At 65.1% G+C, this 21,221-nt stretch carries 22 protein-coding genes and 1 tRNA gene; 18 read left to right on the plus strand and 5 right to left on the minus strand.

Annotation, left to right across the window (positions count from 1 at the left end; all coding sequences use genetic code 11):
• The first annotated feature begins 3 nt into the window (after positions 1 to 3).
• The 5 genes from AC07S4_RS14615 to AC07S4_RS14635 all read left to right on the plus strand — a co-directional run bounded on the left by AC07S4_RS14615 (position 4) and on the right by AC07S4_RS14635 (position 4,853).
• A complete protein-coding gene (locus tag AC07S4_RS14615) occupies positions 4 to 717 on the plus strand; it encodes a response regulator (protein WP_494987745.1) in 714 nt (237 codons plus the stop codon).
• Positions 710 to 2,200, plus strand: a complete 1,491-nt coding sequence (locus AC07S4_RS14620; protein WP_494987342.1) for an ATP-binding protein — start codon at positions 710 to 712, stop codon at positions 2,198 to 2,200. Before AC07S4_RS14615 ends, AC07S4_RS14620 begins: the two co-directional genes overlap by 8 nt.
• Positions 2,201 to 2,209: 9 nt before the next feature.
• Positions 2,210 to 3,265, plus strand: coding sequence for a serine endopeptidase (locus AC07S4_RS14625; protein WP_494987343.1), 1,056 nt, complete (start codon positions 2,210 to 2,212; stop codon positions 3,263 to 3,265).
• A 126-nt stretch (positions 3,266 to 3,391) separates the two neighbouring features.
• The gene (locus AC07S4_RS14630) at positions 3,392 to 4,168 is read left to right on the plus strand and encodes a GIN domain-containing protein (protein ID WP_494987344.1); all 777 of its coding nucleotides are present in this window, start codon (positions 3,392 to 3,394) and stop codon (positions 4,166 to 4,168) included.
• A 67-nt stretch (positions 4,169 to 4,235) separates the two neighbouring features.
• A complete protein-coding gene (locus AC07S4_RS14635; RefSeq protein WP_494987345.1) occupies positions 4,236 to 4,853 on the plus strand; it encodes a tetratricopeptide repeat protein in 618 nt (205 codons plus the stop codon).
• Here AC07S4_RS14635 and AC07S4_RS14640 read toward each other — a convergent pair.
• The 5 genes from AC07S4_RS14640 to AC07S4_RS14660 all read right to left on the minus strand — a co-directional run bounded on the left by AC07S4_RS14640 (position 4,850) and on the right by AC07S4_RS14660 (position 9,885).
• The gene (locus AC07S4_RS14640) at positions 4,850 to 5,392 is read right to left on the minus strand and encodes a cytochrome b/b6 domain-containing protein (protein ID WP_494987346.1); all 543 of its coding nucleotides are present in this window, start codon (positions 5,390 to 5,392) and stop codon (positions 4,850 to 4,852) included. The two genes, AC07S4_RS14635 and AC07S4_RS14640, sit on opposite strands and share 4 nt — an antisense overlap.
• Positions 5,379 to 5,642 (minus strand): PepSY domain-containing protein, encoded by a 264-nt coding sequence (locus AC07S4_RS14645; protein WP_494987347.1) that lies wholly within the window; start codon positions 5,640 to 5,642, stop codon positions 5,379 to 5,381. Before AC07S4_RS14645 ends, AC07S4_RS14640 begins: the two co-directional genes overlap by 14 nt.
• A 35-nt stretch (positions 5,643 to 5,677) precedes the next feature.
• Positions 5,678 to 6,361, minus strand: coding sequence for a Fe2+-dependent dioxygenase (locus tag AC07S4_RS14650; protein WP_494987348.1), 684 nt, complete (start codon positions 6,359 to 6,361; stop codon positions 5,678 to 5,680).
• Positions 6,355 to 7,455 carry an alpha-hydroxy acid oxidase gene (locus tag AC07S4_RS14655; protein WP_494987349.1) on the minus strand — a complete coding sequence of 367 codons (1,101 nt, stop codon included), beginning with the start codon at positions 7,453 to 7,455 and terminating at the stop codon, positions 6,355 to 6,357. Before AC07S4_RS14655 ends, AC07S4_RS14650 begins: the two co-directional genes overlap by 7 nt.
• 63 nt (positions 7,456 to 7,518) lie before the next feature.
• Positions 7,519 to 9,885, minus strand: coding sequence for a TonB-dependent receptor (locus AC07S4_RS14660; RefSeq protein ID WP_494987350.1), 2,367 nt, complete (start codon positions 9,883 to 9,885; stop codon positions 7,519 to 7,521).
• A gap of 184 nt (positions 9,886 to 10,069) precedes the next feature.
• Here AC07S4_RS14660 and AC07S4_RS14665 point away from each other — a divergent pair, with 184 nt between their 5' ends.
• From AC07S4_RS14665 to nuoI, 13 genes are all read left to right on the plus strand, one after another.
• Positions 10,070 to 11,047 (plus strand): NAD(P)H-quinone oxidoreductase, encoded by a 978-nt coding sequence (locus AC07S4_RS14665; RefSeq protein ID WP_494987351.1) that lies wholly within the window; start codon positions 10,070 to 10,072, stop codon positions 11,045 to 11,047.
• Between the two features lie 86 nt (positions 11,048 to 11,133).
• Positions 11,134 to 11,883: a triose-phosphate isomerase gene (tpiA, locus tag AC07S4_RS14670; RefSeq protein ID WP_494987352.1), complete on the plus strand. Its 750-nt coding sequence runs from the start codon at positions 11,134 to 11,136 to the stop codon at positions 11,881 to 11,883.
• A gap of 53 nt (positions 11,884 to 11,936) precedes the next feature.
• Entirely contained in the window at positions 11,937 to 12,365 is a 429-nt protein-coding gene (gene secG / locus AC07S4_RS14675; RefSeq protein ID WP_494987353.1) for a preprotein translocase subunit SecG, read from the plus strand.
• Positions 12,366 to 12,490: 125 nt separating this feature from the next.
• Positions 12,491 to 12,575, plus strand: a tRNA-Leu gene (locus AC07S4_RS14680).
• 188 nt (positions 12,576 to 12,763) lie between these two features.
• Positions 12,764 to 13,123, plus strand: a complete 360-nt coding sequence (locus tag AC07S4_RS14685) for an NADH-quinone oxidoreductase subunit A (protein WP_093556298.1) — start codon at positions 12,764 to 12,766, stop codon at positions 13,121 to 13,123.
• A gap of 3 nt (positions 13,124 to 13,126) precedes the next feature.
• Complete coding sequence (locus tag AC07S4_RS14690) at positions 13,127 to 13,603, plus strand: NuoB/complex I 20 kDa subunit family protein (protein WP_056397301.1); 477 nt, start codon at positions 13,127 to 13,129, stop codon at positions 13,601 to 13,603.
• An 18-nt stretch (positions 13,604 to 13,621) separates the two neighbouring features.
• Complete coding sequence (locus AC07S4_RS14695) at positions 13,622 to 14,215, plus strand: NADH-quinone oxidoreductase subunit C (protein WP_494987354.1); 594 nt, start codon at positions 13,622 to 13,624, stop codon at positions 14,213 to 14,215.
• Positions 14,215 to 15,468: an NADH-quinone oxidoreductase subunit D gene (locus AC07S4_RS14700; protein WP_494987355.1), complete on the plus strand. Its 1,254-nt coding sequence runs from the start codon at positions 14,215 to 14,217 to the stop codon at positions 15,466 to 15,468. The genes AC07S4_RS14695 and AC07S4_RS14700 overlap by 1 nt, the downstream gene beginning before the upstream one ends.
• Positions 15,469 to 15,486: 18 nt before the next feature.
• Positions 15,487 to 15,975: an NADH-quinone oxidoreductase subunit NuoE gene (gene nuoE, locus AC07S4_RS14705; RefSeq protein WP_107874902.1), complete on the plus strand. Its 489-nt coding sequence runs from the start codon at positions 15,487 to 15,489 to the stop codon at positions 15,973 to 15,975.
• Entirely contained in the window at positions 15,972 to 17,267 is a 1,296-nt protein-coding gene (gene nuoF, locus AC07S4_RS14710; protein ID WP_494987356.1) for an NADH-quinone oxidoreductase subunit NuoF, read from the plus strand. Before nuoE ends, nuoF begins: the two co-directional genes overlap by 4 nt.
• A 17-nt stretch (positions 17,268 to 17,284) precedes the next feature.
• Entirely contained in the window at positions 17,285 to 19,615 is a 2,331-nt protein-coding gene (nuoG, locus tag AC07S4_RS14715; RefSeq protein ID WP_494987357.1) for an NADH-quinone oxidoreductase subunit NuoG, read from the plus strand.
• Positions 19,615 to 20,697, plus strand: a complete 1,083-nt coding sequence (gene nuoH / locus AC07S4_RS14720; protein WP_494987358.1) for an NADH-quinone oxidoreductase subunit NuoH — start codon at positions 19,615 to 19,617, stop codon at positions 20,695 to 20,697. The genes nuoG and nuoH overlap by 1 nt, the downstream gene beginning before the upstream one ends.
• A 9-nt stretch (positions 20,698 to 20,706) precedes the next feature.
• Positions 20,707 to 21,195, plus strand: a complete 489-nt coding sequence (gene nuoI / locus AC07S4_RS14725; protein WP_056397264.1) for an NADH-quinone oxidoreductase subunit NuoI — start codon at positions 20,707 to 20,709, stop codon at positions 21,193 to 21,195.
• The last annotated feature ends 26 nt before the right edge of the window (positions 21,196 to 21,221 follow it).

Consider the following 21,221-nt stretch of genomic DNA (forward strand, 5'->3'; position numbering starts at 1 on the left):
CTCATCATGCGCAAGATCCTGATCGTCGACGACGACCAAAAAACGCGGACCCTGCTGAAGGCCTACCTGGAGAAAAACCAGTACGACGTCGGCCTGGCCCAGGACGGCCAGACCTTCATGGCCGAGTTCAACCGCTACGCCGACGAATTGTCGCTGGTGATACTGGACGTGATGCTGCCCGACACGGACGGCTTCGCGCTGTGCAAGGCGGTGCGCAGCCGCTCCAATGTGCCCATCATCATGCTTACCGCCAGCTCGGACGAGACCGACCGCGTGGTGGGCCTGGAGCTGGGCGCGGACGACTACGTGTCCAAGCCCTACAGCCCGCGCGAGCTGCTGGCGCGCATCAAGGCCATCCACCGCCGCACCGGCATGGACAACGCGGCCGCGCCGCGCTACTACCGCTTCGTGGGCTACACGCTGGACACGGTGGCGCGCACCGTCACCGGCGCGGACGGCGAGATCGTGCCGCTGACGGGGCTGGACTTCCAGCTGTTGAAATACTTCGTCGAGCACGCGGGCGATATCCTGGACCGCAGCGCGCTGTGCGAAGGCACGCGCGGGCGCGACTCCGGGCCGCTGGACCGCTTCCTCGACGTGCAGATCAGCCGCCTGCGCCTGCGCCTGAACGACGGCGGCCGCAATCCGCTGCTCATCAAGACGGTGCGCGGCGCGGGCTATGTATTCTCGGCCGACGTCACCGCCTCCAATGCCTAAGGCGATTCCCGGCCGCCTGGCGCGCCTGCTGCCGCAGTCCCTGCAAGGCCGCCTCACGCTGGTGATGGTGATCGGCGTGCTGCTGACCCAGCTGGTGGGCAATATCATCTGGGCCGCGCAGCGCCGCGCCGAGGCGCTCAGCGAAACCGGCACCGCCGCGCAGCACCTGGCGCACAGTGCATCGAGCGCGGTGCGCTTCTTTCTCAGCCTGCCGCCCAACTACCGGCCCCTGATCATCCAGCAGTTCCGCGAGATGGGCGGCACCCGCTTCCTGGTCAACATCAACCAGGCGCCGGTGCCGGCGCGCGCCATCGCCGGCCAGGAGCTGGCGGACGCCGCGCTCAAGCAGGTGCGCGCCACGCTGAAAGAGGACCTGCCGAATATCTCGGAGGTGCGGCTGGCGTTCGCCTGGCCGGACAAGCTGCCGGTGGGCGACAACGGCGCCACCGTGGCCGACCTGCCGGAAACCTGGGTGCAGCACATCATGCTGACCAAGCCGGCGCCGGTGCTGCTGATCCAGGTGGAAATGGACCCCGGCCACTGGCTCTACCTGGCCACGCTGATGCCCAATCCCTATTTCCTGGAAACCGGCAATCCGCTCACGCGCGACCGGCTGCTGCTGCAGGCGCTGTCGCTGGCGGCGGTGCTGCTGCTGTCCATCATGGTGGTGCGCTGGATCACGCGCCCGCTGGCCGCGCTGTCCGAGGCGGCCACCGCGTTCGGCAAGGGCGAGCACGGCCCCGCGCTGCCGGAGACGGGCAGCCGCGAGTTCGTCAACACGGCGCGCGCCTTCGAGGCCATGCGCCAGCGCATCCAGCGCTACATCGAAGACCGCGAGCGCCTGTTCGTCTCCATATCGCACGACCTGCGCACGCCCATCATGCGGCTCAAGCTGCGCACCGAACTGCTGGACGACGAGGCCATGCAAAGCGAGTTCCACGACGACCTGGACGAGCTGGACATGATGGTGAAGGGCGCGCTGCAAACCGTGAAGGACAGCGACATCCACGAGAACCCCACCGACATCCACGAGAACCCCACCGAGGTGCGGCTGGACGCGCTGCTGGGCCGCATGGTGCGCGACGCGCAGCTGGCCGGGCACGCGGTGCTGTTCAGCGCGTCGGGGCTGAGCGTGGCGGCCAAGCCGCTGGCGCTCAAGCGCGCCATCGGCAATCTGCTCAACAACGCGCTGCACTACGGCGACAAGGTGGAGCTGGCGGTGCGCGAGCGCGCCGGCAATATCGAAATCGAGGTGCGCGACCACGGCCCCGGCGTGCCCGAGGAGGCGCTGGCGGGCCTGTGCGAGCCCTATGTGCGGCTTGAACACGGACGCAGCCAGAACAGCAGCGGCATGGGACTGGGGCTGGGCATCGCCCGTGGTATCGTTCAGGCGCACGGCGGCGAACTGCTGCTGGCCAACGCCCCCGGCGGCGGCTTCCGCGCCACCATCGTTTTGCCGGGCGGCGCCTTCGTTCCACTTTGAAAGGCTGGCATGAGCAAATCACTGCGGTTGTCCGAAAAATGGTTCCAGCGCGGGCTGTGGCTGGTGGCGCTGGCGTTTGCGTGGTTCCTGATCGGCCTGGGCGGCAAGATCGTCGGCAACCTGGGCGGCGTGGAGGACACGCTGACGGTGGAGCAGTTCATGCAACAGCCGCGCGCCGCGCAGCTCAAGGCCACGCTGGCGCAGCAGCGCCAGCGCCAGGCCGAGGCCAACGCGGCCCTGTTGCAGGCGCGCCAGAAGCACCAGGTGGCGGTGGCCAACAGCCACAGCACGCGCGAGACCTTCGACAACTGGCTGGCCACCCGCAGCGTCACCGCGCGCTCGGAGCAGGACCCGGAAGTGATCAAGCGCACCCGCGAGTTGGACGGGCTGGCCGGCGCCGAGCGCCAGGCGCTGGCGCTGGTGGAAGCCCAGGAGCAGGCCTACCTGGACGCCAGCCAGGCCACCGACAAGGCGCAGGCGCAGTGGCAGGCGCTGGAGGAGGCCGCGCGCGAGCCTTACGGCGAGGCGCTGCGGGCCAGGGAGCTGCGCGTGTTCGGCTACCGTCTGCTGCTCACGCTGCCGCTGCTGGCGCTGGCGGGCTGGCTGTTCAAGACCCGGCGCAAGGGCAAGTACTGGCCCTTTGTATGGGGCTTCATCATCTTTGCCGGTTTCGCCTTCTTCGTCGAGCTGGTGCCCTACCTGCCCAGCTACGGCGGCTATGTGCGCTACATCGTCGGCATTGCGCTGACGGTGCTGGTGGGGCGGCAGGCGATCGTCTCGCTGCAGCGCTACCTGGAGCGGCAGAAAGCCGCCGAAGCCATGCCCGACCGCGAACGCCGCGAAACGCTGCAATACGACGTGGCGCTGGCGCGGCTGGCCAAAAGCGTGTGCCCCGGCTGCGAGCGCAAGGTCGACCTGAAAGACCCGTCCATCGATTTCTGCCCCCACTGCGGCATCGGCCTGTTCGACCACTGCGGCCACTGCCAGACCCGCAAGAGCACCTTCAGCCGCTTCTGCCACGCCTGCGGCACCTCCGCACCGGCTGCGCCCCAGCAGACTGGGTGACCTGAACGGTAATCTGCTCCGCGTTTTTTGCAGTTCGTCGCAAATTCGTCCGGGGCAGGGGCGGCTTGGGTATAGTGCTGGAATACCGATAATGCGCGGCGCCGCCGCCTTCCGAGGATTCCTGATATGACCATTTCTTCCCGTATTCTGTTCCGCCTGGGCCTGATTCTGGCCGCGTTCGGCCTGCTGCTGCCGGGCGCCCGCGCCGCCGACGACACCGTCACCGAGACCCGCGCCATCGACGCGCGCGTGGTGCGGGTCAAGCTGGACGGGGTGCTGGACCTGAAGCTGCGGCGCGGCGATACGCCGTCGCTGGTCATCATCGCGGACAAGCGCTACATGGGCAAAATCACCAGCGCCCAGTCGGGCGACACCTTGCATCTGGAGTCGGATGTGCGCAGCTTCAAGTTCAACCACAGCCTGGTGCGCGCCGAACTGGTGCTGCCGAATCTGCGCCAGGTGGTGTCTGACGGCGTGGGCACCACCGAAGTGACCGGCTTCAGCGGCGACGACATCGAGCTGACGCTGGAGGGCGCTGGCAGCATGAAGGTGGTGTGTGACTACCGCACCATGCGCGTCAACCTCGGCGGCGTGGGCAGCATGCACGTGTGGGCCAGCGAAAACGACAGCGTGGAGCTGGACCTGCAGGGCGCCGGCTACGTCACCATCGGCGGGCGCAGCAAGCTGCTGAAGGCCACGCTGGGCGGCCTGGGCGGCCTGAACGCACAGCAGTTCCAGGCCGACAGCGTGAACCTGGAGCTGAGCGGCCTGGGCAACGCCACCGTCACCGCGCGCGACAACGCCACGTTGAACCTCTCCGGTCTGGGGTCGGTCACAGTCTATGGCAAGCCGGCCACCCGCAATGTCAGCGTGGACGGCCTGGGCAAAGTCAGCTGGAAGTAAATGGTGCCGCGCGCTGGCGCGGCAATAAAACACAAGTACGGATACAAGTACCCATTTCTTGAGCAACATGAAAAAACTACTACTAGCAATGATCGCGATCGGTCTGGTGCTGGGCGCCCAAGGCGCCGCGCGGGCCGGCTTCGCGGAAGGGGCCACGGCCTACAACAACCGGAACTACAGCCTGGCGTACAAGGAAATCGAACCGCTGGCGCGCAACGGCAACACGGACGCCGAGCACCTGCTCGGCTTGATGTATTACATGGGCCGCGGCGTGCCGCAGGACTACAAGCAGGCGCTGAACTGGCACCGCAAGGCGGCCGTCAAAGGCAAGGCGGACGCGCAATACGTGGTGGGCGCGATGTACTACACCGGCAACGCCGTGATCCAGGACCACAAGCAGGCGGTGATCTGGTTCCGCAAGGCCGCCGAGCAGGGCCATCCGGACGCGCAGCAGACGCTGGGGCTGATGTACCGCTACCACATCGGCGGCATGCCGCAGGATAATGTGCTGGCCTATATGCTGTGGAACCTGGCGGCCGCCAGCGGCTCCATGAACGCGGCCGAGCAGCGCGCGGCCGTGGTGCGCAAGATGACGCCGGAGCAGATCGAGGAAGGGCAGGCGCTGTCGGCCGCGTGGAAGGTGGGCACGCCGCTGCCCAAGCAGTCACGCACCGGCGGCGGCTAATCGGAGGGCGTTTCGGGTGATTTATTGCCGCTGAACATGGCGGCAACCAGGTTTTCCCGGTGCTGCCAGCTGGTGAAAATGACGCCGCCTACATGGGCCGCGATCAGCGCCACCAGCAGCCAGGCCAGGCTTTCATGGATGCGCACCGGCCAGGCGTAGCCCCACAGCAGCTCGGTGGTGGTGAGCCAGCCGGTGAACGCCACCAGGCCCACGCAGGACAGCAGCGCCACCACCATCCATCCGCCCAGCGGATTGTGGCCCAGGTAGCGCGGCGCCGTGCCGGCCAGCACCTGGCGCAGATAGGCCATGGTCGGCCCGGCGCCCAGCACGAACTGCGGAAAGCGCGCATAGCTGCTGCCGGCAAAACTCCACAGCAGGCGGGCCGTCACGGCAAACGCCGCCGCATAGCCGCAGTACTCGTGCAGCGGGCCGATGTCCTCGCTGGTGTACCAGGCCGCCGCAATGCTGGACACCAGCAGCCAGTGCAGCAGGCGCACCGGCAGATCCCAGATTCTCAGTGTGGCTTTATTCTTCGACACGGGCAAAGGTCACCGGGTCGAAGAAGGCTTCCACGCGCTTGCCCTTGGGGTCCTTGGCGTACACCTCGTAGCAGGAAGCGGTGGCTTCCATGCGGCGGATCTGCCAGCCTTCCTTGGTGAGCTTCTGCGCCAGCTCCTCGTGCGACTTCCACTCGGTTTTCGGGGCCTTGGTGCATTTCACGTCGCCGTGCGCCCAGGCGCCGCTGGTGGCCAGTGCGAGCAGCAGAGGCAGGATGATTTTCGATTTCATGGCTTGTCCTTGGAATGTAGAAGTATGGCGCTGCTTCAGGTGGTGGCCCAGCGCCGTAACAGATTATGGTAGATCCCGGTCAGCTTGACCAGTTCCCGCTGGTGCTGCTCCAGCGCCGGGGTCAGGCGCTGGATGGACTGGTCCAGATCGAACAGCATGCTGCGCTCGCCGTCGTCCGCCACCAGGCTTTCGATCCAGAAGAAGGAGGCCAGGCGCGCGCCGGCCGTCACCGGCGCCACGCGGTGCAGGCTGGACGACGGATACAGCACCAGGCTGCCCGCCGCCAGCTTGACCGCCTGCACGCCGAACTCGCCTTCGATCTCCAGTTCACCGCCTTCGTATTCGTCCGGCTCGGCCAGGAACAGCGTGGCCGACAGGTCGCTGCGCAGCGCCGGGCCGCCGCCGGGCAGCTGCATCACCGCGCTGTCCACATGGGTTCCGTAGGCGCCGCCGTCCTGGTAGCGGTTGAACTTGGGTGGATAGATGCGGCGCGGCAGCGCCGCCGACACGAACAGCGGATGGCTGGCCACCGCGCGCACGATGTGGTTGCCCAGGCTGACGGCCGGCTCCACGCCGTCCGCCAGCTGCAGGTTGTGCTTCACGCGGCGCGCCTGGCTGCCGCCGGTGGCGGCGCCGTCCTGCCATTCGGCGCGGTCCAGCCATCCCCGGAACTGGCCAACTTCGTCCTTGCTCAGCACATTGTCTATGGTAATCAGCATGGTGTCCTTTTCGCTTGCAGGGCGCTGGCGGTGATCTGGTCCACGGTGGCGCAGCCCGCCAGGGCCATGCACACTTCCAGTTCCTCCAGCAGCAGTTTCATCATATGGGCCACGCCCAGCGCGCCGGCCACGCTCAGCGCGTACAGCTGCAAGCGGCCCACGGCCACGGCGCCGGCGCCCAGGGCCAGGGCCTTGAAGATGTCCGCGCCGGAACGGATGCCGCCGTCGAACAGCAGCGGGAAGTCCGCTCCCAGCGCGGCGCGGATGGCGGGCAGGGCGTCCAGGCTGGCGGGCGCGCCGTCCAGGCTGCGGCCGCCGTGGTTGGACACCACGATGCCGGCCACGCCCGCGCTGCGCAGGGCGGTGGCGTCGTCCGGATGCAGCACGCCTTTCACCCACACCGGCACGCGGGCCTGGGCCAGCAGCCAGGCCAGGTCGTCCCAGGTGGGGGCGCTGCGCATCACGCCCTGGAAGATGCGGCTCTCGCCGTCCGCCAGCTGGGCCGGGGGCGCGGCGGGGTAGGGCGCCAGGCTGGCCGCCACGCATTCTGGCGGCAGCTGGAAATCCAGCGCCAGGGCGCCCCGGCTGGCCACCTGGATGGGCGCGTCCAGCGTGAGCACGATGGCGCCGTAGCCGGCCGCTTCGGCGCGCCGCAGCAGGTCCAGCGTGGCCTCGCGCTGCGGCTGGAAGTAGAGCTGGAACCAGCGCTGCGGCCCGGCCGCGCGCGCCACGTCCTCCAGCGTGCAGGAGGCCAGCGTGCTGGTGACCAGGCAGGCGTCCACCGCGTGGGCGGCGCGCGCCGTGTCGATTTCGCCGGCGCCGTGCACCAGCTTGTGAAACGCCACCGGCGCCAGGAACAGCGGGTGGGCGTAGTCCTCGCCGGCCAGCGTGATGCGGGTGTGGCCCGCGCCGACGTCGCGCAGCAGGCGCGGCACGATATGCCACTGGCCAAAGGCGGCCCGGTTGGCCGCCACCGTGAGGTCGTGCCCGCTGCCGCCTGCCACATAGGCGAAGGTGGGCGCGGCCAGGTGGCGCGGCGCCAGCGCTTCGTAGTCCTGCGCGCAGCGTATGTCGGGAGGAATGGAATGGCTCATGAATGGAAAAATGCCGGGTCGTGACCCGGCATTGTAGCTGACGCTGAGGAGCTTACGCCCGGATTACAGCTCGTAGTTCAGGGTCAGGCGCACGGCGCGCGCATCGCCCTTGTACATGAAGAAGCCGGCGCGGTAGACGGCGGTGTAGTAGTCCTTGTTGGCCACGTTCAGCACGTTCAGGCGCAGGTCGAAGCGGCGGCTGAAGCGGTAGCTGGCGAAGGCGTCGTACACGGTGAACGCAGGCACCGGCTGCTGGCATACGCCGCCGGTGACGACCGCGCCGGTGTCCGGCTGGCCGCCGCAGCGGTCGCTCTCGTGGCGGGCCGTGCCGCCGAAGGAGAAGGCGTCCGTCGCCTGGTACTTCAGCTGGGCCGAGTAGGTCTGCTTGGCGAAGTTGCTCAGCGGGTTGTTCAGGTTGCTGGCGGTGGCCGAGGCCAGCACCTTGGAGTTCATGAAGGCCGCGCCCAACTGGCCGGACAGGTTCTCGGTGAAGTTGCCCACCAGGCCGAACTCAATGCCGCGCACGCGGTTCTTGCCGGTGTTGAAGGTGCCGATGGTGTCGTAGTTGGCGCCTTCCATCACGTCCTTCTTGGTGGTCTGGAACAGCGCCGAGGTGGCCAGCAGCTTGTGGTCGAACAGGTCCCACTTGGTGCCGATCTCCAGGTTGACGGAGGTTTCCGGCTTGGCGCCGGCGATCTGGTTGTTGTACAGCACGGCGCCGCCGTAGCCGCTGGCGGTGCCGGAGTCGGCCTCGCCGCCGTTGATGTCCTGCGCGGTGGCGGCGCTGGCGTAGACGATGGCGTCCTTGGCCACTTTGTAGCTCAGGCCGAAGTGGCCGTTGACCAGGGTGTCGTTGTAGCCGTAGTCGCCGGTGATGACTTCGGTGGTGTTGTTGCGGCGTACCAGCGACAGGTCGAAGTAGTCGGCGCGCAGGCCGCCGAAGGCGGTGAACTTGTCGCTCAGGTCCACGGTGTCCATCACGCTCAGCGAGGTGCTCTTCACGCGCCAGTCCTGGTTCCAGCCCAGGCGCTGGACGTTGCGCACGGCCAGCTTGCTCAGGTCGGCCACCGGCACGCCGGTGCTGTTGGTGAAGCACAGGGCGTTGTTGGCGCCTTTGCCGGCGGTCGATTTGCAGTTGAAGCCGCTGTTGTTGAGCGCGTAGTTGCCGGACACCACTTGATGGTCGGTGTATTCCAGGCCGAAGATGAACTCGTGCTTCAGGCCGCCCAGTTGCTTGTCCCAGCGCAGATTGCTCTGGTGCGCGAAGTAGTCGATGTCCTGCCAGCCGGTGTGGCCGGTGTCGATGTAGGAGGTGGTGTAGGCGTTGCCGGTGGCGCCGTCGTAGCGGGTGCCGCCGGAGGCGCCGGTGGTCACGTAGGAATTGTTGGACTTGCCGTAGCGGGTCAGGCTGGTCAGCTTCAGGCCGGGCTGGATGGTCCAGTTGATGCGGGCGGTGCCGGTGTCGACGTCGGACTTCAGGAAGTCGCTCTGCTGGGCGTACACGGGAATGTTCGTCACGGCCACGCGGTTCGGCACGGTGCCGCTCAGGTAGGTGCCCAGGTCCGGCATCTTGTCGTGCGTGCGCAGGCCGTAGTAGTCCAGCGTGACGGACAGGTCCTTGCTCGCTTCGTACAGGCCGGAAATGGCCACGCCCTGGCGCTGGCGGCTCGACGGCGAGCGGTCAGGCACGTCTTCCTTGGCGTCCAGCAGGTTGGCGCGCAGCGCGAAGTTTTCGCCGAAGCCCTTGTTGATGTCGGTCGACACGCGGTGGTGGCTGTCGCTGCCGACGGCGGCGGAGACGCGGGTGAAGTCGTGGTCCAGCGTGGCTTGCTTGGTGATGGCGTTGATGGCGCCGCCGGCGGTGCCGCGGCCGGCAAAGCTCGAGTTCGGGCCTTTGGAGATTTCCAGCTGCTCGATGGCGAAGCTTTCGCGGGTGCTCATGCCGGGGTCGCGCAGGCCGTCGACGAAGACGTCGCTGCGGGCTTCCTGGCCACGGATGATGTAGCGGTCGCCGAAGGCGTTGCCGTTTTCGCCGGTGCCCAGCGTGATGCCCGGCTGCGCCGCCAGGATCTGTTTCAGGTCGGTCAGGCCGGAGTCGTCGATGGCGGCCTTGGTCACCACGGAAATGGTTTGCGGCGTTTCGGCGATAGGGCGGGTGTGGCGGCTGTCGGCGGAGGTCCTGGCCTTGTAGGCCGCGCCTTGTTCGGCGTTCGGATTCGGGTCCAGGCGCTTGCCCAGGATGATGACGGAGCCGGTCTTTTCGTCCTTCTCGGCGGCGGCGGCGTCGGCGCCGGTGTCCGCGTGGGCGGCCAGCGGCATCAGCATGGCGGTGGAAATGCTCACGGCCAGCGTGGTCTTGGCCATGGTGCTCAGGGCGCTGTCGGATTCGAGGCGGAGGCTTTTAGGCTGGCAGATTGCTGGCTGTTTCATATGGTTCCTGGAAAGATGCTGGATTTATAAGTTCCAAAAATTATAGTTTCTTCCAGTAAAAAAGTAAATAGGAATCGATCTCATTATCACTACTAATATCGTTCAGCCTCGCGGCCGGCTGCGCGGGCGCGGCGGCTCGCGTACAATCGCTCTTTTCAGCGACCAGACCTAAGAGAGGGCAGCCATGCGTGCGATAGAAATCAGCCAGCCCGGCCCGGCAGACGTGCTGCGCCTGTGCGAGCGTCCCGTCCCCGAATTCAAGGCCGGCGAGGTGCTGATCAAGGTGCGCGCGGCCGGCATTAACCGTCCGGACGTGTTCCAGCGCCTGGGCAGCTATGCGCCGCCGCCGGGCGCGTCCGACTTGCCGGGCCTGGAAGTGGCCGGCGAGATCGTCGACGGCGACCTGGCCGGTAGCCGCTTCAGCAAGGGCGACCTGGTGTGCGCGCTGGCGCAGGGCGGCGGCTATGCGGAATACTGCACCGCGCCGGCCGACCAGTGCCTGCCCATACCCAGGGGCCTGTCCATGCTGGAGGCGGCCTCGCTGCCGGAAACCTTCTTCACCGTGTGGAGCAATGTGTTCGACCGCGCCCATTTGATGCAGGGCGAAACGCTGCTGGTGCAGGGCGGCACGTCCGGCATTGGCGTGACGGCGATCCAGCTGGCGGCCGCCATGGGCCACCGCGTGTTCGCCACCGCCGGCAGCGACGAAAAAGCGCGCATCTGCGAACAGCTGGGCGCCGAGCGCGGCATCAATTACAAGACCGAGGACTTTGCCGCCATCGGCAAGGAGCTGACCGGCGGCAAGGGCGTGGACGTGATACTGGACATGGTGGGCGGCGACTACCTGCCGCGCGAGATCAACTGTCTGGCCGACGACGGCCGCATTGCCGTCATCGCGCTGCTGGGCGGCGCCAAGGCCACGCTGGACCTGGGCCAGGTGCTGCGCCGCCGCCTCACCGTCACCGGCTCCACGCTGCGCCCGCGCCCGGTGGCCTTCAAGGCGCGCATTGCGGCGCAGCTGCGCGCGCGCGTCTGGCCGCTGCTCGAGTCGGGCGCCATCAAGCCGGTGATACACCAGGTGTTCCCGCTGGAGCAGGCCGCCGCTGCGCACGCGCTGATGGAAAGCAGCGCGCACGTGGGCAAAATCATGTTGGAAATATAATTAAAACAGCAACACTGTGGCGATGCTGGTTTGACCCCGGTTTGCGGCTCGCGTTAAAATAACGGGTTATTGAATTTTAGGCTACTATGCGACGCAAACTCGTCATCGGAAATTGGAAAATGAACGGCAGCCGCGACAGCAATGCTGCGCTGTTGTCCGGCATTAAGGCCGAATTGGCGGCCAAGCAGGCCGACTGCGCCGTGTGCGCGCCTGCGCCTTACCTGGCGCAATGCCAGGCCGCGCTGCAGGGTTCGCCCGTCGCATGGGGTGCGCAGGATGTGTCGGCTTACGCCGCAGGCGCCTACACCGGCGAAGTTGCCGCGTCCATGCTGGCCGACTTCGGCTGCCGCTATGTGATCGTGGGCCACTCGGAGCGCCGCGCCTACCACCACGAGAGCAACGAGCTGGTGGCCAAGAAGGCGCTGGCCGCGCTGGCTGCGGGCCTGACCCCGGTGGTGTGCGTCGGCGAAACGCTGGCCGAGCGCGAAGCGGGGCAGACCAATGTGGTGGTATGCGCCCAGCTGCAGGCGGTGCTGGACGTGCTGGAAACCCCGGCCCTGGCCAAGATTGTGCTGGCTTACGAGCCGGTATGGGCGATCGGCACCGGCAAGACCGCCACCCCGGCCATGGCGCAGGAAGTGCATGCGCAGCTGCGCAAGCAAGTGGCCACCCGCGACGCGGCGGTGGCCGGCGGCGTGCAGATTCTGTACGGCGGCAGCATGAAGCCGGACAACGCCAAGGAATTGCTGGCCCAGCCGGATATCGACGGCGGCCTGATCGGCGGTGCGGCACTGAAGGCGGCGGATTTCCTCGCCATCGTGCACGCTGCCGGCTAATGTTTTAAAGCAAACGATTTAACTGAAGCACCCTCAATTGGAAATGGAATAGCATGAACACTTTGCACAACCTCATCGTCGTCGTCCAGGTGCTGTCCGCGCTGGCTATCATTGGCCTGGTGCTGCTGCAGCACGGCAAGGGCGCCGACATGGGCGCAGCCTTCGGCTCCGGCGCTTCCGGCAGCCTGTTCGGCGCCAGCGGCTCGTCGAACTTCATGTCGAAGTCGACCGCCGTGGCAGCCGCCATCTTCTTCGCCGCCACCCTGGCGCTGGCGTCGATGGCCACCAACCGCACCGTGAGCACTGGCGGCGGCGTGATGGACAAGGTCACCGCCCCGGCGCCTACCAAGGGTTCGGCGGCAATCCCGGCCGCCGCGCCAGCCGCGCCGAGCGCCGCCGACGCTGCCGCCGCCGCAGGCGTGCCTGCTCCGGCAGCCGCATCGGCGCCTGCGTCCGCTCCAGTCCCGGCGCCGCAGAAGTAATGCCCTCGATGTCCCTGATATCCTTGATACTCTAGGGATTCAGTCAAGCTTTACCGTTTTCTTCTTGTTTTGCCGCAATACGCATTAACAAAGCAGTGAAATCACTGTAGAATAACGGGCTTAACGCCGACGTGGTGAAATTGGTAGACACGCTATCTTGAGGGGGTAGTGGCGAAAGCTGTACGAGTTCGAGTCTCGTCGTCGGCACCAAAGAAATACAGAAAGCCAGCAGGTGCGCCAGGGCAGGGGAAATAATCCCTCCACCCCGGCCTAAGCTGGTTTTTTTACGAGGATGTGTCGTTTGATCCTGGTCTCAATGTTGATTGGGGTCGAGCGTTTACTGCACCGCAGGGTAGCGCGGTGCCTTCCTAAACGATCGTTCAACATTAAGCTCATCAATGAACCTCGAAAATTACTTCCCCGTTCTCTTATTCCTGCTCGTCGGCCTCGGTGTCGGCGTTGTTCCCCAGGTGCTCGGCCGTCTGCTCGGCCCACACAAGCCTGACGCGGCCAAATTGTCCCCCTACGAATGCGGTTTCGAAGCCTTCGAAGACGCTCGCATGAAATTCGACGTACGATACTACCTCGTCGCAATTCTGTTTATTTTGTTCGATCTGGAAACGGCATTCTTCTTCCCATGGGGCGTCTCCATGCGCGAACTGGGCTGGCAAGGTTTCATTACGATGATGGTGTTTATCGCCGAATTCGTGGTCGGTTTTTGGTATATCTGGAAGAAAGGTGCCCTTGATTGGGAATAAGCCATGGCTATTGAAGGCGTATTAAACGAAGGTTTCATCACCACCACAGCCGACAAGCTGATCAACTGGGCGCGCACCGGGTCTATGTTCCCGATGACGTTCGGCCTGGCCTGCTGCGCGGTTGAAATGATGCACGTGGGCGCTGCCCGCTACGATCTGGACCGCTTCGGCATCGTGTTCCGTCCGTCGCCGCGCCAGTCCGACGTGATGATTGTTGCCGGCACGCTGTGCAACAAGATGGCGCCGGCGCTGCGCAAGGTCTACGACCAGATGTCCGAGCCGCGCTGGGTCATCTCGATGGGCTCCTGCGCCAACGGCGGCGGCTACTATCACTATTCCTACTCCGTGGTGCGCGGCTGCGACCGCATCGTACCGGTGGACGTGTACGTGCCGGGCTGCCCGCCTACGGCCGAAGCGCTGCTGTACGGCATCCTGCAGTTGCAAAACAAGATCAAGCGTACCAACACGATCGCACGCTAAACGGGGCGCTTCAGAACTATGAGTACACAATTGGAAGTCTTGCAAAACGCCCTGGCCACGGCCCTGGGCGATCGCGTTACTACGGTAGTAGCGCTGGGTGAAATCACCCTGACCGTGAAAGCGGCCGATTACTACGCCGTCATGCAGACCCTGCGCGACGATCCCACGCTGCATTTCGAGCAGCTGATCGACCTGTGCGGCGTCGACTATTCGACCTATGGCGACGGTACCTGGGATGGCCTGCGTTTCGCGGCCGTGTCGCACCTGCTGTCGGTCAAGCACAACTGGCGCGTGCGCGTGCGCGTGTTCGCGCCGGACGACGAGATGCCCGTGGTGACGTCCGTCATGCCGATCTGGCGCGCCGTCAACTGGTACGAGCGCGAAGCGTTCGACCTGCTGGGCATCCTGTTCGAAGGCCACAACGACTTGCGCCGCATCCTGACCGACTACGGTTTCGTGGGCCATCCGTTCCGCAAGGATTTCCCGGTCTCCGGCTATGTGGAAATGCGCTACGACGAAGAACAGAAGCGCGTGGTCTACCAGCCTGTCACGATCGAGCCGCGCGAAAACGTGCCGCGCGTGATCCGCGAAGAAAACTACGGGATGAAATAATGGCTGAGATTAAGAATTACACCCTGAACTTTGGTCCGCAGCACCCGGCAGCGCACGGCGTGCTGCGCCTGGTGCTGGAGCTGGACGGCGAAGTCATCCAGCGCGCTGACCCGCATATCGGCCTGCTGCACCGCGGCACCGAGAAGCTGGCCGAGCAGAAGACCTATCTGCAGTCCGTGCCGTATATGGATCGCCTCGACTACGTGTCGATGATGTGCAACGAGCACGCCTACGTGATGGCGATCGAGAAGCTGCTGGGCGTTGAAGTCCCGCTGCGCGCACAGTACATCCGCGTGATGTTCGACGAAATGACGCGCCTGCTGAACCACCTGATGTGGCTGGGCGCGCACGCGCTCGACGTGGGCGCCATGGGTCCCTTCCTGTACGCCTTCCGCGACCGCGAAGACCTGTTCGACTGCTACGAAGCGGTGTCGGGCGCGCGCATGCACGCGGCCTACTACCGTCCGGGCGGCGTGTACCGCGACCTGCCGGACACCATGCCGCAGCACAAGGCTTCGCCGATCAAGTCGGCCAAGACCATCAAGGAACTGAACGACAACCGCCAGGGTTCGCTGCTCGACTTCATCGAAGACTTCGCGCGCCGCTTCCCGACCTATGTCGACGAATACGAAACGCTGCTGACCGACAACCGTATCTGGAAACAGCGTACCGTCGGCATCGGCGTGGTGACGCCGGAAGACGCGCTGGCCATGGGCTTCACCGGCGCCATGCTGCGCGGTTCGGGCATCGAGTGGGACCTGCGCAAGCAGCAGCCCTACGAAGTGTACGACCTGATGGACTTCGACATCCCGGTGGGCACCAACGGCGACTGCTACGACCGCTACCTGGTGCGCATTGAAGAAATGCGCCAGTCCAACCGCATCATCAAGCAGTGCGTGGAGTGGCTGCGCAACAATCCGGGTCCCGTCATGTCCAGCAACCGCAAGGTGGCGCCGCCGTCGCGCGTGGACATGAAGACCAATATGGAATCGCTGATCCACCACTTCAAGCTGTTCACCGAAGGTTTCCACGTGCCGCCGGGCGAAGCATACGCCGCGGTGGAACACCCGAAAGGCGAGTTCGGCATCTACCTGCTGTCGGACGGCGCGAACAAGCCGTACCGCATGAAGCTGCGCGCGCCAGACTACGCCCACCTGCAGTCGCTGGACGAAATGGCGCGTGGCCACATGATTGCCGATGCCGTGACCATTATTGGTACACAGGACATCGTGTTCGGCAGTATTGACCGCTAAGTCCGAGAGGCAAAGAGAATGTTGTTATCAGAGCAGTGCTATAAAAAAATTGACCGCGAACTGGCCAAGTATCCGGACGACCAGCGCCAATCGGCCGTGATGGCCGCGCTGGCCCACGCCCAGGTTGAACTGGGCTGGGTGTCGACCGAGGTCATGCAGGAACTGGCCGACTACATCCGCATGCCGGCCATCGCCGTGCAGGAAGTGGCCACTTTCTACAATATGTACAACACCAAGCCGGTCGGCAAGCACAAGATCACCGTGTGCACCAACCTGCCATGCGCCCTGTCGGGCGGCGAGCGCGCCGCGCACCACCTGAAGCAGAAGCTGGGCATCGACTACCGCGACACCACCGCCGACGGCGAATTCACGCTGATGGAAGGCGAGTGCATGGGCGCCTGCGGCGACGCACCGGTGCTGCTGGTGAACAACCACCGCATGTGCTCGTTCATGAGCAACGACAAGATCGACGCGCTGGTGGTGGAACTGAAGGAAGCAAACAAATGACCAGTCTGCACGACCGTCACATCAAGCCGCTGATCCTGAAGGATCTGAACGGCGACAACTGGCACCTGGCCGACTACGTGAAACGTGGCGGCTATTCGGCGCTGCGCCGCATCATCGAAGAGAAGATCGCGCCCGAAGCCATCATCGCCGACCTGAAAACCTCTGGCCTGCGCGGCCGCGGCGGCGCCGGTTTCCCGACCGGCCTGAAGTGGAGCTTCATGCCGCGCCAGTTCCCGGGCCAGAAGTACCTCGTCTGCAATACCGATGAGGGCGAGCCGGGCACGTTCAAGGACCGCGACATCATGCGCTACAACCCGCATGCACTGATCGAGGGCATGGCCATCGGCGCGTACGCCATGGGCATCACGGTGGGCTACAACTACATCCACGGCGAAATCTTCGCCGAATACCTGCGCTTTGAAGAAGCGCTGGAAGAGGCGCGCGCCGCCGGCTTCCTGGGCGACAAGATCATGGGCAGCGAGTTCAGCTTCCAGCTGCACGCGCACCACGGCTACGGCGCCTACATCTGCGGCGAGGAAACCGCGCTGCTGGAATCGCTGGAAGGCAAAAAAGGCCAGCCGCGCTTCAAGCCGCCGTTCCCGGCGTCGTTCGGCCTGTACGGCAAGCCGACCACCATCAACAACACGGAAACCTTCGCCGCAGTTCCCTTCATCCTGAACATGGGTCCGGAGAACTACCTGGCGCTGGGCAAGCCGAACAACGGCGGCACCAAGATCTTCTCGATCTCGGGCGACGTCGAGCGTCCGGGCAACTACGAAGTCCCGCTGGGCACCCCCTTCGCCGAGTTCCTGGAACTGGCGGGCGGCATGCGCGGCGGCAAGAAGATCAAGGCGGTCATCCCCGGCGGCTCCTCGGCCCCGGTGGTGCGCGGCGAACTGATGATGCAAACCGATCTGGACTATGACGCGATCGCCAAGGCCGGCTCCATGCTCGGTTCGGGCGCCATCATCGTCATGGACGAGACGCGCTGCATGGTCAAGGCGCTGGAACGCCTGTCCTACTTCTACTTCGAAGAATCGTGCGGTCAGTGCACCCCATGCCGCGAAGGCACGGGCTGGATGTACCGCGTGGTCCACCGCATCGAGAACGGCCTGGGCCGTCCGGAAGATCTGGACCTGCTCAATTCGGTCGCCGACAACATCCAGGGCCGCACCATCTGCGCCCTGGGCGATGCCGCCGCGATGCCGGTACGCGCCTTCGTCAAGCAATTCCGCGAAGAATTTGAATATCACGTCGAGCACAAGCATTGCTTGGTGCCCGCTTACCTCTAAGCTGCGTAACGATCACCATGGTTGAAATCGAAATAGACGGCAAGAAAGTCGAAGTCCCTGCTGGTAGCATGGTGATGGACGCTGCCAACAAATTGGGAACCTACATCCCGCACTTCTGCTATCACAAGAAATTGTCGATCGCAGCGAACTGCCGCATGTGCCTGGTCGAAGTGGAAAAGGCGCCCAAGCCTTTGCCCGCTTGCGCCACGCCCGTCTCCGCCGGCATGATCGTGCGCTCCGCCAGCGAAAAGGCGGTGCAGGCGCAGAAGTCCGTGATGGAATTCCTGCTGATTAACCACCCGCTGGACTGCCCGATCTGCGATCAGGGCGGCGAATGCCAGCTGCAGGACTTGGCGGTAGGCTACGGCAAGGGCGAATCGCGCTACCAGGAAGACAAGCGCGTGGTCACGCCCAAGCAGGCCGGCCCGCTGGTGTCGATGCAGGAAATGGCGCGCTGCATCCAGTGCACCCGCTGCGTGCGTTTCGGCCAGGAAGTGGCCGGCGTGATGGAGCTGGGCATGGTAGGCCGCGGCGAACACTCGGAAATCACCAGCTTCGTCGGCGAAGCGGTCAGCTCCGAAATGTCCGGCAATATGATCGACCTGTGCCCGGTAGGCGCACTGACGTCCAAGCCATTCCGCTACAGCGCCCGTACCTGGGAACTGTCGCGCCGCAAATCGGTCTCGCCGCACGACTCGCTGGGCGCCAACCTGGTGGTCCAGGTCAAGGCCGGCAAGGTCATGCGCGTGCTGCCGCTGGAAAACGACGCGGTCAACGAATGCTGGATCTCCGACAAAGACCGTTTCTCCTACGAAGCGCTGGACAGCGCCGAACGCCTGACCCAGCCTATGCTGAAGCAGGGCGGCCAGTGGAAAGAAGTGGATTGGCAGACCGCGCTGGAATACGTGGCGCACGGCCTGAAGAACATCAAGCATGAACACGGCGCCGACGCCATCGCGTCCTACGCGACCGCGCACTCGACCACCGAAGAACTGCACCTGCTGCAAAAGCTGACCCGCGCACTGGGTTCCGAGCACGTGGACTTCCGCCTGCGCCAGAGCGATTTCGCGCTGGACGGCCAGGTTGCGCCATGGCTGGGCATGCCGGTTGCCGACGTGACGTCGCTGCAGCGCGTGTTCGTGATCGGCTCCTTCCTGCGCAAGGACCACCCGCTGCTGGCGACCCGCATCCGCGCCGCCGTCAAGTCGGGCGCCAAGCTGTCCGTGCTGAACGGCACCGCCGACGACAGCCTGATCAACGTGGCGAACCAGATCGTGGCCGCGCCGTCCGACTGGCTGGCCGCGCTGTCGCAAGTGGTGGTGGCCGTGGCCGCCGCCAAGGAAGTTGCCGCTCCGGCCGGTTTAGAAGGCATTGAAGCCTCCGACGCCGCCAAGGGCATCGCCGCGTCGCTGCTGTCCGGCGAGCGCAAGGCCGTCTTTATCGGCAACGCCGCCGCCGCGCATCCGCAAGCGTCCGCGCTGCACGCCGCCGCGCAGTGGATCGCCGAACAGACCGGCGCCAAGCTGGGCTACCTGGTGGAAGCCGCCAACACCGTGGGCGGCTACCTGGCCAACGCCACCGCGAAGAACGCCGCCGCCGCCTTCTCCGCACCGAAGAAAGCCTACCTGCTGCTGAACGCGGAACCGGAACTGGACGCGGCCAACCCGCAAGCCGCCGCCGCCGCGCTGAAGCAGGCCGAGATGGTGGTGGTGCTGTCCGCCTTCAAGCATGGCATGGACCACGCCGACGTGCTGCTGCCGATTTCGCCGTTCACCGAAACCTCGGGCACCTTCGTCAACGCCGAAGGCCGCGCGCAAAGCTTCAACGCCACCGTCAAGCCGCTGGGCGAAACCCGTCCGGGCTGGAAAGTGCTGCGCGTACTGGGCAACATCCTGGGCCTGTCCGGTTTCGACTACGACACCTCGGAAGCGATCCGCGACGAGCTGCTGGGCAAGGGCGTGACCGACCTGTCGGGCAAGCTGAACAACGTGTCCAAACAAGCTGTTGCCGCCGCCAAGTTCGGCGCCGCCGGTTCGCTGGAGCGCCTGGCCGACGTGCCTATCCACTTCGCCGACGCGATTGCGCGCCGTTCCGGTCCGCTGCTGGCCACCATCGACGGCGCCGCTCCCGTGGCGCGCATCTCGGTGGCGACCGCCGCCGCGCTGGGCGTCAAGGCCGGCGACAAAGTGAGCGTGACCCAGGGCAGCGGTACTGCCGTGCTGGAAGCCGTGATCGACGCTGGCCTGGCGGCCAATGTGGTCCGCGTGCCGGCCGCGCATGAGTCGACCGCCAAGCTGGGCGCCATGTTCGGCGCCATCACCGTAGCCAAAGCAGGGGAGGCCAAGTAATGGCGCTGGAATTCGTCAACACCATCACCACCAACGGCTCGGCTCTGCTGGGTCCGCAAGTGTGGTTCTTTGTCTGGACCATGATCAAGCTGCTGTGCGTGCTGCTGCCGCTGATGGGCCTGGTCGCTTACGCCACCCTGTGGGAGCGCAAGCTGATCGGCTGGATCCAGATCCGTATCGGCCCTAACCGCGTCGGCCCCGGCGGCCTGCTGCAGCCTATCGCCGACGCGCTGAAACTGCTGCTCAAGGAGATCGTGATCCCGACCAAGGCCGCCAAGGGCCTGTTCGTGATCGGTCCCGTGATGACCATCATGCCGGCGCTGGCCGCCTGGTCGGTGGTGCCTTTCGGTCCGGAAGCCGTGCTGGCCAACGTGAACGCCGGCCTGCTGCTGCTGCTGGCGATCACCTCGATGGAGGTGTACGGCATCATCATCGCCGGCTGGTCGTCCAACTCGAAATACTCCTTCATGGGCGCCATGCGCGCTTCGGCCCAGATGATCTCCTACGAGATCCCGATGGGCTTCGTGATGGTGGTGATCCTGATGGTATCGGGCTCGCTGAACTTCATCGACATCGTCCAGGGCCAGGAAAAGGGCCAGATGGTGGAGATGGGCATGAACTTCCTGTCGTGGAACTGGCTGCCGCTGCTGCCTCTGTTCGTGATCTACCTGACCTCCGGCCTGGCCGAGACCAACCGCCACCCGTTCGACGTGGTGGAAGGCGAGTCGGAAATCGTGGCCGGCCACATGGTGGAATACTCGGGCATGTCCTACGCCATGTTCATGCTGGCCGAATACGCCAACATGATACTGGTCGGCGTGCTGGCCGCCATCATGTTCCTGGGCGGCTGGGCTGCACCGTTCAAGTTCCTGGAATTCGGCGGCGGTTTCGGCGGTTTCTTCTGGCTGTTCGCGAAGACCTTCGCCATCGTCTCGATCTTCATCTGGGTGCGCGGTACCTTCCCACGCTACCGCTATGACCAGATCATGCGTCTGGGCTGGAAAGTCTTTATCCCGCTGACCCTGGTCTGGCTGGTGCTGGTAGCAGGCGTGATCAATTCGCCGTGGAATATTTGGAAGTAAGGAAGCGACATGGAAAAAGTTAAAGACTTCTTCGGCAGCCTGATGCTGTCGGAACTGATCAAAGGCATGGCCCTGACGGGCAAGTACATGTTTGCCCGCAAGATCACGGTGCAGTACCCGGAAGAGAAGACGCCGATGTCGCCGCGCTTCCGCGGCCTGCATGCGCTGCGCCGCTACCCCAACGGGGAAGAGCGCTGCATCGCCTGCAAGCTGTGCGAGGCGGTGTGCCCGGCCATGGCCATCACGATCGAATCGGAACAGCGCGACGACGGCTCGCGCCGCACCACGCGCTATGACATCGATCTGACCAAGTGCATCTTCTGCGGCTTCTGCGAAGAATCGTGCCCGGTGGACTCCATCGTGGAAACCCACGTGCTGGAATACCACGGCGAGAAGCGCGGCGATCTGTACTACACCAAAGAGATGCTGCTGGCAGTGGGCGACCGCTACGAAGCCGACATCGCCGCCAACCGCGAAGCGGATGCAGCGTACCGCTGATCGCCACCGATACTGATCTGGACTAC

It is taken from the genome of Pseudoduganella sp. GW821-FHT05F09 (assembly GCF_059419605.1).